Raw genomic sequence first — 12,669 nt, 5'->3', positions numbered from 1 at the left:
AACAGGGTTCGCGTTGTGGCAAAATGCGCGGCTTTCCATCGCACTCTCTGGAAGCAATGACTGATTCCGTGTTGCAGAAGATCGTCTCCCGCATCGCCATTGAACTGGCGGTCCGGCCGCAGCAGGTTGCCGCCGCCGTGCAACTGTTGGACGAAGGCGCCACCGTGCCCTTCATTGCACGTTACCGAAAGGAAGTGACGGACAACCTGGACGACACGCAACTGCGCAACCTGGAAGAGCGCCTGCTGTACCTGCGCGAACTGGAAGACCGCCGCGCGGCCATCCTGGCTTCCATTGAAGAGCAAGGCAAGCTGACCGATGCCCTGCGCACCGCCATCGAGGCGGCCGAAACCAAGCAGGTGCTGGAAGATCTCTACCTGCCCTACAAGCCCAAGCGCCGCACGCGCGCCCAGATCGCCCGCGAATGCGGCCTGGAGCCGCTGGCCCAGGCCCTGCTGGCCGACCCGACGCTCGATCCTCAAACGGAAGCCGCCAAGTTCGTCAACGGCAACCCGACTGCCGATGGTGGCGTGCCGGACGTGAAGGCAGCGCTGGACGGCGCGCGCGACATCCTCTCCGAGCAATTTGGCGAGACGGCGGAGCTGCTTGGCAAGGTGCGCGACCACCTTTGGAATCAGGGGCAGGTCTCGTCGACCGTGGTGGAAGGCAAGGAAACCGCCGAAGAAGAAAAATTCCGCGATTACTACGCATACAGCGAGCCGATCCGGAACGTGCCGTCGCACCGCGCGCTGGCACTGTTCCGCGGCCGCAACGCGGGCGTGCTGTTTGTGAAGCTCGGTTTGGGCGAAGAACAGGACGCGCTGAACCCGCACCCGTGCGAAATCATGATCGCGCGCCACGTCGGCATCGAAAACAAGGGCCGCGCGGCTGACAAGTGGCTGTCGGATGTATGCCGCTGGTGCTGGCGCGTAAAGGTCCAGCCGCATATCGAAACCGAGTTGCTCACGCAGCTGCGCGAATCCGCCGAGGCCGAAGCCATCAAGATCTTCGGTCGCAATCTGCACGACCTGCTGCTGGCGGCGCCGGCTGGCCCCAAGGCGGTGATGGGTATCGACCCAGGCATCCGCACGGGCTGCAAGATCGCCGTGGTCGACCACACCGGCAAGCTGCTGGAAACGGCCACGATCTACCCGCACGAGCCGCGTCGCGACTGGAACGGCTCGCTCGCCACGCTCGCGCGGCTGGCGAAACAACACGGCGTGGCACTGGTTTCCATCGGCAACGGCACAGCCAGCCGCGAGACCGATAAGTTGGTGCAAGACCTGATGCGTAACGCGCCGGAACTGAAGCTGACCAAGATCGTGGTGAGCGAGGCCGGCGCGTCGGTGTATTCGGCGTCGGAGCTGGCAGCCAAGGAATTCCCGGAGCTGGACGTGTCGCTGCGTGGCGCGGTTTCGATCGCACGACGCCTGCAAGACCCGCTGGCCGAACTCGTGAAGATCGACCCGAAGTCGATCGGCGTTGGCCAGTATCAGCACGACGTCAACCAGCGCGAGCTGGCCCGCGCGCTGGACGCCATCGTCGAGGATTGCGTGAACGCAGTCGGCGTGGATGTGAACACGGCCTCTGCCCCGCTGCTGGCGCGTGTGTCGGGGCTGAATTCGATCCTCGCCAAGAACATCGTCGAGTACCGCGATGCCAACGGCGCGTTCGCCAACCGCGACGCGCTCAAGAAAGTGCCGCGCCTGGGCGACAAGACTTTCGAGCAGGCCGCCGGCTTCCTGCGCATCAATGACGGCGACAATCCGCTCGATCGCTCGTCGGTGCACCCGGAAGCGTATCCGGTGGTCAAGCGCATCCTGGACAGCATCAAAAAGGGCATCGGCGACGTGCTCGGCAACCGTGAGGCGCTGCGCGGCCTGACCGCTCGCGACTTCACCGACGAGAAGTTCGGCCTGCCGACCGTGGTCGACATTCTTTCTGAACTGGAAAAGCCCGGCCGCGACCCGCGCCCAGAGTTCAAGACGGCGACGTTCCAAGACGGCGTGGAAGACATCAAGGACCTGCAGCCCGGCATGGTGCTCGAAGGCGTAGTGACAAACGTTGCGGCGTTTGGCGCGTTCATCGACATCGGCGTGCATCAGGATGGTCTGGTACACGTGTCGGCGCTGTCGACCAAGTTCGTGCGCGACCCGCACGAGGTGGTCAAGCCCGGCCAGATTGTCAAGGTCAAAGTGATGGAAGTCGACGTGAAGCGCAACCGCATTGGCCTGACGATGCGCCTGTCCGACGAGCCCGGCCAGGCGCCTGCGCGTGCCGGCGGTGGTGATCGTCCGACCAGTGGCGGCAATCGCCACGGCGGCCAGCAACGTCGCGCGCCGGAACCATCCGGCGCCATGGCGGAAGCGTTCGCCAAGCTCAAGCGTTAAAGCAGACCCTGTTTAGCGGAACCCGCCCGGTTTTCGGACTCGGCGGGTTTTTTCATGGCTGAGCGCGGTCGTTACAAGTCCTTACGCGCATGGATCTTTCCTAACACTCGCGCGTCGACGCCTTGTCTTTTCGGCCCGTTATGGAGACACAGGCACACACCGCCTGGCACCCACGAGGAGAAACTCCATGAAGACGAGCCACACCCTGATCGCTGCCCTGCTTGCTGTTGCCGGTACCGCCGCTTTCGCGCAGACCACGCCGCCGGCTCCTGTGTCGCCTGTTACCCAAGTCCAGCAAGACAATCAGAAGATCCATCAGGACAACCGTGACATCCGCCACGACAACCGCGACATCCGCCACGACCGTGCCGATATCGGCAACGACAAGGCCGCGCTGACTGACGAACGCGCTGAGCGCAATACCGCGCAACGCCGCGAAGATCGCGACCTGGCGAACGGCAACGTCAAGGGTGCCGAATACTGGAGCAAGCAACGCGCTCAAGATCAGCATCAGGTCAATGCCGATCGCCGTGATTTGCACCAGGACCGCAAGGACCTGCACGCCGACGTCAAGGATCGCAACCACGACGTACACGCGCGCAACCATGAAGTGCACAAACGCGACCGCGACGCCTCGAAGATCTAACCCGAACATCGCCTGACACCCAAACAAAACGGCCCGTGCGTTTCTCTCGCACGGGCCGTTTGTTATGCAGCGGTACAGTCGGTCAGATTTCGACCTTCGTACCCAACTCCACCACCCGGTTCGCGGGAATATGGAAAAAGTCGGACGGCTTGGCGCCGTTCTGATGCATCCACGCAAACAGACGCTCACGCCACATCGACATGCCCGGCAGCTTGGACGGCACCACCGACTCGCGCGCGATGAAGAACGACGTATCCATCAGCTCGCAGCGCATGCCGATCTGCGGCTGCCCCAGTTCGAGCACGCGGTACACGTCCGGCGTTTCCTTAAAGCCGTACTCCGCCTTGACGATGTAGATGCCGCTGCCCAGATCGCGCACGGACACGCGTTGCTTGTCGTCCACGTAGGGAATATCGCGCGTGACGAAGCTGATGAAGATCACGCGCTCGTGGAGCACGCGGTTGTGCTTGAGGTTATGCAGCAACGACACCGGCACGAATTCAGTATTGCCGGTGAGGAAAACGGCCGTGCCCTCGACACGATGCGGCGGATGCGCCAGCAACCCCGCCAGGAACGGCTCGAGCGGAATGCCATCCTCCAGGCTGCGAGCCCGCAAAAGCTTCTTGCCCTTGTACCAGGTCATCAGCAGGAAGAACACACCGGCGCCCAGCGTCAACGGGAACCAACCGCCATCGCGAATCTTCAAGAGGTTGGCCGAGAAGAACGCCATGTCGACCACCAGGAAACAGAGGCTCACGAGCGTCACCAGCGCCGGGTGCCAACGCCAGACCGAGCGCATCACCACTGCCGCAAGCACCGTGGTGATGACCATCGTTGTGGTCACGGCAATGCCGTAGGCGGCGGCCAGGTTGTCGGACTTCTTGAACGCCAGCACAACGCCCACCACCAGGATCAGCAGCATCCAGTTGACCATCGGCACGTAGATCTGGCCGATCTCGGCTTCCGAGGTGTAGCGAATGCGCATGCGCGGCACAAAACCCAGCTGGATCGCCTGGCTCGTCAGCGAGAACGCGCCCGAAATCACAGCTTGCGAGGCAATGACGGTGGCGGCCGCAGCCAACACCACCATCGGGAGTTGCAGTGCTTCGGGCACCGAACGATAGAACGGATTTTCGATGGTGCTTGGGTCAGTCAGCAACATCGCCCCTTGGCCGAAGTAGTTCAGCAGCAGGCTGGGCGCCACGATAAAGAACCACGCCCAGCGGATCGGACGGGCGCCGAAGTGGCCCATGTCGGCGTACAGCGCCTCAGCGCCAGTCAGCACCAGGAACACCGAACCCAACACGATGAACGCCTGCAGCGCATGGTCGTGCAGGAACGAAATCGCATACATCGGGTTGACGGCCACCAGGATCTGCGGCGCCTTCACCAGATTCATCATGCCCAGCGCGGCCAGCGCGGCAAACCACAGCAGCATTACCGGACCGAATAACTTGCCGACCACCGACGTGCCGCTTCGCTGGATGAAGAACAGCACCGCCAAGATCACGAGCGTGATCGGCAAGACGAACGGCGTCAACGCGGGCGCGGCAATTTCAAGACCTTCCATGGCCGACAGGACCGAGATGGCCGGCGTGATCACCGCATCGCCATAGAACATGCAGGCACCGAAGACGCCCAGCATCATCAGCAGCGACATGCGCTTGGAATTGGTATTGGCCGTACGCAGCGACAGTGCCATCAGCGCAAGGATGCCGCCCTCGCCGTTGTTGTCGGCGCGCATGACGAACAGCACATACTTGAGCGACACCACGATCACCATCGCCCAGAACAGCATGGAGATGATGCCGAGCACCGCACCGCTGGAGAAAGGAATGCCGTGATCGGGGCTGAAGCACTCCTTGAGCGAATACAGGGGGCTGGTGCCGATGTCTCCGAACACCACACCCACGGCGCCGATCACCATAGCGCGCAGGTTCACGTTGGTCTGGGGCGACCCGGTTGCTGTGAGAGCTTGACTCATGAACTTGGAAATCGGCCGAATGGCTGGCCGCTCAAAAAATCGTGCATTGCACAATGAGGGCGGATTGTACTCCCCGCCTCCGCCACGCCAACCCCTCAGACGGGCATTCGTTGCCGCGGTGCATCACGCTGCACAGCCATGCAAATAAAGCGTTGTGTAGGGCCGAAATAACGTTGCCCTGGCACACAAACACCCGAATAAAGCACATTGTGCAGCGCGGGTCGGCCCCCTCGGTTCATGGGCAACACATTATGTAGGCTCTGCTACACATAGCCGAAAGTAGGACTGCAACCGACAGAACTTTGTAGGAAAATGCCTGACAAACGTTCATTGCAAATTTTTGTTGAGCAGCTGGCAATCAGCTGCCCGACGCTTCCAAAACGGGGACGGCCTTGCCCCAATCATCCATCCGCATCTTGGGGCGCTCCAAGCCTTCGCTGACCGCATTGATTGTGCTGCTGGTCGTGGCCGCCCTATTGTTTGCGATCCCGCGCATGATCCTGCCGTTGGCACAACCGGCTTTCATGCAGCGGCTCGACCCAACTGTGTGGGCCGATTACGCTGGGCCGTACGACCTGGCAGCCGCCGTGGTGGCCACCAGCGCGCTCATCCTCTTCCTGCTTCGCCGCTGAGCGCGGCCGCCTTCAACGCGCCAGTGCGCGGGCGCATTCCGCCACAAGCGCCGGCCCGCGATAGATCAACCCCGTATACAGCTGTACCAACTGCGCGCCAGCGTCGATCTTCTCGCGTGCATGCTCCCCGGCGAGGATGCCGCCCACGCCAATGATGGGCACCGCATCGCCCAGCAAACCATGCAATGCGCGAATCACCCGCGTCGAGGCTTCACGCACAGGCTGACCCGACAGTCCGCCTGCCTCTTCCGCATGTGCCAGACCGGCGACAGCCTCGCGGCTGATCGTCGTGTTGGTCGCAATCACGCCGTCCATCTTGTGGCGCAGCAGCGCGTCGGCAACGTTGGCAATCTGGTCGTCGTCCAGGTCTGGCGCAATCTTCAGTGCCACCGGCACGTAGCGCTTATGCTGGTCTGCAAGACGCTGTTGCGCATCGCGCAGCGTACCGAGCAGGCTATCCAGCTCGCTCGCGCCCTGGAGCTGACGCAGGTTCTTCGTGTTCGGCGATGAAATGTTCACCGTCACGTAGCTCGCGTGCGGATACACACGCTCAAGGCAATGCAGGTAATCGTCGACAGCACGCTCGATCGGCGTGTCTGCGTTCTTGCCGATGTTCAGGCCGAGCACGCCGCCCGCCTCACGCCATTTCGATGCCTTCACGTTATTGATGAATGCATCGACACCGCCATTGTTGAAACCCATGCGGTTGATGAGCGCATTGGCCGCCGGCAAGCGGAACATGCGGGGGCGCGGGTTGCCTGGCTGCGCGCGCGGAGTGACCGTGCCGACTTCAATAAAACCGAAGCCGAGCGCGCCGAGTGCATCGATATACGCACCGTCCTTGTCCAAGCCAGCCGCCAGCCCAACCGGGTTAGGAAACTTAACGCCCATCACCGTGCGCGGCTGCGGGGCTACGCGCGCACCGATGCAGCCTGAGAGCCCCATCGCGTGCGCCCGCTTGAGCTGGTTCAGCGTGAAGTGATGCGCGTCTTCGGGATCCATCGAAAACAGCAGCGGGCGGGCAAGCGGGTACAGGGCGTTGAGCACGATCGGAATCAAGAGAAGAACGCGAAAGGCGGCATTGTAAACGGCCGGCACGCCGCAATGCACCGTGCGCGCCGCTTTCGAACGCGGCTAGGCACGAAGTGTCCAAAGGCCAGTCCCCGCCTGACTTCGCGGGCCCGTTACAGGGGCAATACGCACCATCAAAATGCATGCAGACGAGAAAAGTGTTGCATCGCCGCACAGATGTCGCTATAATTTTTTATTCGACGGACGCGGGGTGGAGCAGTCTGGCAGCTCGTCGGGCTCATAACCCGAAGGTCGCAGGTTCAAATCCTGCCCCCGCAACCAGCCAGAAAGTCGAATGCGTTTCTACGGACGCGGGGTGGAGCAGTCTGGCAGCTCGTCGGGCTCATAACCCGAAGGTCGCAGGTTCAAATCCTGCCCCCGCAACCAGCCAAAGTAGAACGGCTCGCTCCAAGACCTGAGCCGAATCATCAAGCCCGCACACAGCGGGCTTTTTGCTTTTCTACGTTTCCACGCACCGTTTTGCGGGCAACTCAGTCGATACTGCCGTCCCACCCCGCGCTGCGCGGGGCCGCCTCGCTGCGGTGATACACTGAGATATTCCACCCGCGACGATTCCCCATGAAATTCTGTTCCAACTGCGGCCAGTCAGTCGTCTCGCGCATTCCCGCCGGTGACAACCGACTGCGCGACGTTTGCGACCATTGCAATACGATTCACTATGTGAATCCGCGCAACGTGGTCGGCACCGTGCCCGTTTGGAACGATCAGATTCTCCTGTGCAAGCGCGCCATTGAACCGCGCTACGGCTTCTGGACCTTGCCCGCAGGCTTCATGGAAATCGGGGAGACCACCGCCCAGGCCGCCAACCGGGAAACGCAGGAAGAAGCCGGCGCCAACGTCGAAATCGGCGAGCTGTATTCGGTACTCAACGTGCCGCATGTGCATCAAGTGCACATGTTCTACCTAGCCAAGCTGAACGATCTGGATTTCGCGCCGGGCGAAGAAAGCCTTGAAGTCGCGCTCTTCAATGAAGCCGATATCCCGTGGGATGACCTGGCCTTCCCGACTGTCATCCACACGCTGCGTTGCTTCTTCGCCGATCGCGCGGCTGGCAAGCTTGCCGACGGCAGCTTCCGCCTCCACACGCTCGACATCTACAAGCCGATGCGCTCGGCCGCGATCGACACGCCGGCCACGACGCCGTAACGCCTACCTCACGTTGTCTGCATCATGATCGCCTGGCTGGATCCGCACGATCCCTTCCCGCCGGTCGATCGCGCGCTCGGGCCGGAATCCGAAGCGCCGGGGCTACTGGCCGCCAGCGCGGAGCTATCGCCGCAGCGGCTGCTGATCGCGTATCGGCAAGGCATTTTTCCGTGGTATGCCCAGGGCCAGCCGGTGCTGTGGTGGAGCACAGACCCGCGCATGGTGCTTCGCCCCGAGGATTTTCGCGTCTCAACCACCTTTCGCAAGACGCTGCGCCGTGTGCTTGACGACCCAGCCTGGGAAATCCGCATCGACCACGCCTTCCGCGAAACGATGGTCGCGTGTGCCACCACAGCGCGCCCTGGGCAGCACGGCACGTGGATCACTGAAGACGTCATTCAGGCCTATACCGCCCTGCACCGCCGCGGCTACGCGCATAGCGTCGAGACGTGGCACGCCGGCCAACGCGTGGGTGGCTTGTATGGGGTGGCGCTCGGCCGCATGTTCTACGGCGAATCGATGTTTGCCCGTCGCACCGATGCCTCGAAAATCGCGCTCGCGGCGCTCTGCGCCTTCCTCGGCGGTCAGGGCGTCGCGATGATAGACTGCCAACAGGAGACCGAGCATCTGGCGTCGCTGGGCGGTGCCCCGGTGCCGCGCGCGGCGTTTCTCGCACATGTGCGGGAAGCGGCCAACGCGCCGGCCATTGTGCCGTGGCACTTCGACAAATCGGTGCTCCGCCGGTGGACCGTGCGCAATGAGCAAGCTTAAGGAACTCCCCCTCTCGGCATTGCAGTTCTATGCCACCGCGCCTTACGCATGCAGCTATCTCGATGGTCGCTTGGCGCGCTCGCAGGTCGCCACGCCGGCGCACCTGATCAATGCCGACGTCTATTCAAAGCTCGTGCGCGCCGGCTTCCGGCGTAGCGGCATCTTCACCTACCGCCCGCATTGCGACGACTGCCATGCATGCACGCCATGCCGCGTCGTCGTTGATCGTTATGCGCCATCGCGTGCGCAACGGCGTGCCGCCGAGCGGCATCAAGGGCTTGAGGCGCTGGTTGCACCGCTTACCTATGTCGAAGAGCACTATCAGCTCTATCTCCTGTACCAGTCCGTCCGTCACGCGGGCGGCGGCATGGACCACGACAGCCGCGATCAATACGAGCAGTTCCTGCTACAGAGCCGGGTGAATTCGCGTCTGGTGGAGTTTCGAGAGCCACCCGAATCGCCATCGGCGGGCAAGCTGCGCATGGTGAGCATGATCGACGTGCTGGAAGACGGGCTATCGTCGGTCTACACGTTCTACGACCCGATCGAACAGAAGGCGAGCTACGGAACCTACAACGTGCTGTGGCAGATCGCCCAGGCGCAGGCGCTGGACCTGCCCTACGTTTATCTCGGCTACTGGATAGAGCAGAGCCGGAAGATGGCCTATAAGGCGCTGTTCCAGCCGCTGGAACTGCTCGTCAATGGCGAGTGGCGGCAGTTTGAAGACGTAGCGCCACCAGCCACGGAATGACGATCAGCGCGACGTGCGCTCGATCCCGACGTCGACTACGCCGTACGTGCTGATGTTGGAACTCTGGCTGTATTGATCTCGCGAAGTCGTACAACCTGCCAAGGCGCCGCCCACGCAAGCCAAACCTGCCGCCCACAGCGCGACGCGCTTCCACAAAGTCATTTTGCTCATAGGTCGATTCCTTTCAGGGGGCGGTCGACAGCCGCTCGGCGAGGACCGTGTTGTATGCGCGGACCATCCCCGGGATCAGGAACATGTCCACCAGCACCCACAGCCCCCCGATGACGGCCAGCACCCAGCCTGCGGTGTTACCCATGTCACGAAACGCCAGCCATGTGCCTCCGATGTTGGCAATGGCCTGTGCAATACCGCTGCCCGGCCGCTTCAGATAGAAGCGATGTGCCCCAAGAAAGCCCAACAGAAACCACCAGAGATAGGCGACGCCCGAACTCTTCTTCTGGGCGTCGTACAGCATGATTTCGCGAGCGGTCTGATTCATGGCATGGGCTGACACGGGAATAACCTGTCAGACACTAGCACGCATCCCGCGTTCCATGTCGCCCCACGATTACATGCTGCCGAGCTTGGCCTCAGCCTTGTCTGTCCACAAACGCATTTCCGCGAGCAACGACGACGGCGAGAACGAGCAGCTTTCCTCGCCAAACGACACCGCCATATCCAGCCGCTGCAGCAAGGAACGCCGCACCTGGTCGTACGCCGGCGGCAAGACCGCCAACGGCGCGAGCACTGCATCGTCGCGCCACTGGTTGAGCAGGCGCGGCACGTCAGGCGACTTGGCGTGACGATCGAGCGCGGCGCGCAGCGTCTGGAGAGATTCAGCGGTAGTCATGCTCGAGCTTTCTTTTCACGGTACAACTCGCGGAACGTTTTGCCTGCGGGAGCCGGCATGTCGCGCGTATCGGTCCAACCTTTGCCGACTGGCAGCGAGTGGATCAGTTTCTTGTCACCGCCCATCCAGCGCAGCACGCGCGCTGCGACCCACGTGCCAGCCGAGTACAACGCCGGTCGCCGTGCTAAGAAGCCCCACACGCGCAAGCCAAAGCGCTCAGCCTGCGGGCGCAGTTCGCGCTCCATTTGTTTCTCGCGCAGCGTGCGCAGCAGATCCGACAACGGGATGGACGCAGGGCACACGCGATTGCATTCACCGCACAGCGTGGCCGCCTGCGGAAGGTCCAACGCGTTCGACAGCCCAACGTAGCTAGGCGTCAGCACGCTGCCCATCGGGCCCGGATACACCCAGCCATACGCATGACCGCCGATCTTCTGATAGACCGGGCAATGGTTCATGCACGCGCCGCATCGGATACAGCGCAGCATCTCCTGGAATTCACCGCCGATCAGGCCGCTGCGGCCGCCGTCGACGATGACGAAGTACATATGCTCAGGGCCATCCTTCTCGCCGGGCGCGCGCGGCCCCGTCAGCAGCGAGAAATAGTTCGAGATCGCCTGGCCGGTGGCCGATCGCGGCAACAAACGCATGACGGTGGCCAAATCTTCAAGCGTCGGCAACACCTTCTCGATACCCGTCACGGCAACGTGCACGCGCGGCATGATCGTGCACATGCCTTCGTTGCCCTCGTTGGTGACGACGGCAACGGAACCCGTCTCGGCAATGATGAAGTTACCGCCCGTCACGCCCATGTCAGCGGACAGAAACTCGGGCCGCAGCACTTCGCGCGCCTCGCGCGTCATCTCGGGAATATCGGTCAGGCGCGGCTTGTTGTGCGTCTTGGCGAAGAGATCGGCGATCTCCTCCTTGTCCTTATGCACCACCGGCGCAATGATGTGCGACGGCGGCTCGCTGTCGTTGATCTGCAGGATGTACTCGCCCAGATCGGTCTCGATGCTCTGCACGCCCATCTCGCCGAGCACCTGGTTCAGGCGCATCTCTTCGGTCACCATCGACTTGCTCTTGATGACCTTCTTGACCCCGTGCTTGCGGGCGATTTCTGCAACCAGGCGCGCGGCATCGGCCGTGGTTTCCGCAAACAAAACCTTGGCGCCACGGCGTGTGGCCTCTGCCTCGAACGTGGCGAGCCAGACGTCGAGGTTTTCCAGCGCGCGGTTGCGGCGCTCCTTCAGCGCTTCACGCGTGGCCTGAAAATCGATGTCCTGGATGGCCGCCGCCCGCGCAGTGACGAACTTGGTCGAGAGCTTGGTGAGGTTCTGCTGCAGGCGCTTGTCGGCGAGCTTCTGCCCGGCGCGCGCCTTGAATTCCATGCTGCGGACTTGCATGCGATTGCGTCTCCGTCGTGTTCTAGGGCAGTTGCGATTTACGCGTCGCCGGCAAGGACTTGCGCGATGTGCAGCACACGCGTGTGCGTGTCGCCAGTACGGCGCAGCCGGCCTTCGATGTTGAGCATGCAGCCCACATCCCCAAGCACCACGGCATCGGCGCCGCTGGCCTTGATGTTGGCGCATTTCTCATCCGCGATGGCGGTGGAGATATCGCCGTACTTGATCGAGAACGTGCCGCCGAAGCCGCAGCATGCTTCGCAGGCGGGCATCTCGGTCAATTGCACACCCTCCAGTTTGCCGAGCAGCTCTCGCGGCTGTGTTTTCACGCCCAGCTCGCGCAGCCCGGAGCACGAATCGTGGTACGTCACGTGGCCGTGAAATTGGGAATCGAGCGTCTCGACACGGGCCACGTTGACGAGAAAGTCCGTCAATTCGTACACACGCGGCGCCAGGCGCTCGTAGCGGCCCGCGAGCTCCGGATCATCTCGAAAGAGATCGGCGTAGCCCTTGCGGATCATGCCGCCGCACGAGCCAGACGGAATGACGACGTAGTCGAACTGCTCGAATTCCTTGAGCGTTTTCTCCGCCAGATCGCGCGCCAGCGGCCGATCGCCGGAGTTGTAGGCGGGCTGGCCGCAGCAGGTCTGCGCGGGCGGCACGACGACGTCGTAGCCGGCCTTTTCCAGCAGCTTAAGCACCGAAAACCCGATGTCGGGCCGCATCAGATCAATGAGGCAAGTGACGAACAAACCTACGCGCATGGGAGTCTCTTGTGTTCTGCGGGAAGCCGCCATTATGCGCCCGCTGTCATGTCCGGCGCGGCCCTCAAGGCACAGAACTTCTTCATGCCAGTCGTGAGTGTGCTTCACGGGGCCCGTCAAGCACAGTAGCCGGCCGACCGAGAAATTCCTCAAAAATACCGGGAATCATGCGTCGGGATGGTGCGCATTTTCACATCGTGGGATAGAATTTTGCATCGCATCCGCAACCCACTGCAC

At 62.4% G+C, this 12,669-nt stretch carries 13 protein-coding genes and 2 tRNA genes; 8 read left to right on the top strand and 7 right to left on the bottom strand.

Annotated features, from left to right (window positions below):
- Positions 1-56 precede the first annotated feature (56 nt).
- Both ACTJK6_RS01210 and ACTJK6_RS01205 read left to right on the top strand, forming a co-directional pair.
- Positions 57-2,390, top strand: a complete 2,334-nt coding sequence (locus ACTJK6_RS01210; protein ID WP_440838167.1) for a Tex family protein — start codon at positions 57-59, stop codon at positions 2,388-2,390.
- Between the two features lie 187 nt (positions 2,391-2,577).
- A complete protein-coding gene (locus ACTJK6_RS01205; RefSeq protein WP_260802386.1) occupies positions 2,578-3,036 on the top strand; it encodes a hypothetical protein in 459 nt (152 codons plus the stop codon).
- 82 nt (positions 3,037-3,118) lie between these two features.
- On the opposite strand, the gene ACTJK6_RS01200 is transcribed toward ACTJK6_RS01205, so the two are convergent.
- Positions 3,119-5,020 carry a potassium transporter Kup gene (locus ACTJK6_RS01200; protein WP_440818392.1) on the bottom strand — a complete coding sequence of 634 codons (1,902 nt, stop codon included), beginning with the start codon at positions 5,018-5,020 and terminating at the stop codon, positions 3,119-3,121.
- 392 nt (positions 5,021-5,412) lie between these two features.
- On the opposite strand from ACTJK6_RS01200, the gene ACTJK6_RS01195 reads away from it, so the two are divergent.
- A complete protein-coding gene (locus ACTJK6_RS01195) occupies positions 5,413-5,652 on the top strand; it encodes a hypothetical protein (protein ID WP_232042928.1) in 240 nt (79 codons plus the stop codon).
- Positions 5,653-5,664: 12 nt separating this feature from the next.
- Here the strand turns inward: ACTJK6_RS01195 and ACTJK6_RS01190 are convergent, their stop codons facing one another.
- A complete protein-coding gene (locus ACTJK6_RS01190) occupies positions 5,665-6,699 on the bottom strand; it encodes a quinone-dependent dihydroorotate dehydrogenase (RefSeq protein WP_414560703.1) in 1,035 nt (344 codons plus the stop codon).
- Positions 6,700-6,928: 229 nt separating this feature from the next.
- Here ACTJK6_RS01190 and ACTJK6_RS01185 point away from each other — a divergent pair.
- The 5 genes from ACTJK6_RS01185 (at position 6,929) to ACTJK6_RS01165 (ending at position 9,412) form a co-directional block, all read left to right on the top strand.
- Positions 6,929-7,005 (top strand) — tRNA-Met (locus ACTJK6_RS01185).
- Positions 7,006-7,033: 28 nt separating this feature from the next.
- A tRNA-Met gene (locus ACTJK6_RS01180) sits at positions 7,034-7,110 on the top strand.
- A 192-nt stretch (positions 7,111-7,302) separates the two neighbouring features.
- Positions 7,303-7,890 carry an NUDIX hydrolase gene (locus tag ACTJK6_RS01175; protein ID WP_316871195.1) on the top strand — a complete coding sequence of 196 codons (588 nt, stop codon included), beginning with the start codon at positions 7,303-7,305 and terminating at the stop codon, positions 7,888-7,890.
- 24 nt (positions 7,891-7,914) lie between these two features.
- Positions 7,915-8,661, top strand: a complete 747-nt coding sequence (gene aat, locus ACTJK6_RS01170; protein WP_316871193.1) for a leucyl/phenylalanyl-tRNA--protein transferase — start codon at positions 7,915-7,917, stop codon at positions 8,659-8,661.
- On the top strand, positions 8,648-9,412 hold the full coding sequence (locus ACTJK6_RS01165; RefSeq protein ID WP_232042931.1) for an arginyltransferase: 765 nt from the start codon (positions 8,648-8,650) through the stop codon (positions 9,410-9,412). The genes aat and ACTJK6_RS01165 overlap by 14 nt, the downstream gene beginning before the upstream one ends.
- A 3-nt stretch (positions 9,413-9,415) precedes the next feature.
- Here ACTJK6_RS01165 and ACTJK6_RS01160 read toward each other — a convergent pair whose 3' ends face one another.
- From ACTJK6_RS01160 to ACTJK6_RS01140, 5 genes are all read right to left on the bottom strand, one after another.
- On the bottom strand, positions 9,416-9,583 hold the full coding sequence (locus tag ACTJK6_RS01160; RefSeq protein ID WP_232042932.1) for a hypothetical protein: 168 nt from the start codon (positions 9,581-9,583) through the stop codon (positions 9,416-9,418).
- A gap of 13 nt (positions 9,584-9,596) precedes the next feature.
- Positions 9,597-9,911, bottom strand: a complete 315-nt coding sequence (locus ACTJK6_RS01155; protein ID WP_232042933.1) for a TM2 domain-containing protein — start codon at positions 9,909-9,911, stop codon at positions 9,597-9,599.
- Positions 9,912-9,980: 69 nt separating this feature from the next.
- Positions 9,981-10,262 carry a hypothetical protein gene (locus ACTJK6_RS01150; RefSeq protein WP_440838166.1) on the bottom strand — a complete coding sequence of 94 codons (282 nt, stop codon included), beginning with the start codon at positions 10,260-10,262 and terminating at the stop codon, positions 9,981-9,983.
- Entirely contained in the window at positions 10,259-11,668 is a 1,410-nt protein-coding gene (locus tag ACTJK6_RS01145) for a LutB/LldF family L-lactate oxidation iron-sulfur protein (RefSeq protein WP_433864489.1), read from the bottom strand. Before ACTJK6_RS01145 ends, ACTJK6_RS01150 begins: the two co-directional genes overlap by 4 nt.
- A 38-nt stretch (positions 11,669-11,706) precedes the next feature.
- On the bottom strand, positions 11,707-12,432 hold the full coding sequence (locus ACTJK6_RS01140) for a (Fe-S)-binding protein (RefSeq protein ID WP_260802381.1): 726 nt from the start codon (positions 12,430-12,432) through the stop codon (positions 11,707-11,709).
- Between the last annotated feature and the right edge of the window lie 237 nt (positions 12,433-12,669).

This window comes from Ralstonia sp. 22086 (genome assembly GCF_052045975.1).
Taxonomy (GTDB): domain Bacteria; phylum Pseudomonadota; class Gammaproteobacteria; order Burkholderiales; family Burkholderiaceae; genus Ralstonia; species Ralstonia wenshanensis.
This window is presented reverse-complemented; position numbering and strand designations above follow the sequence as displayed.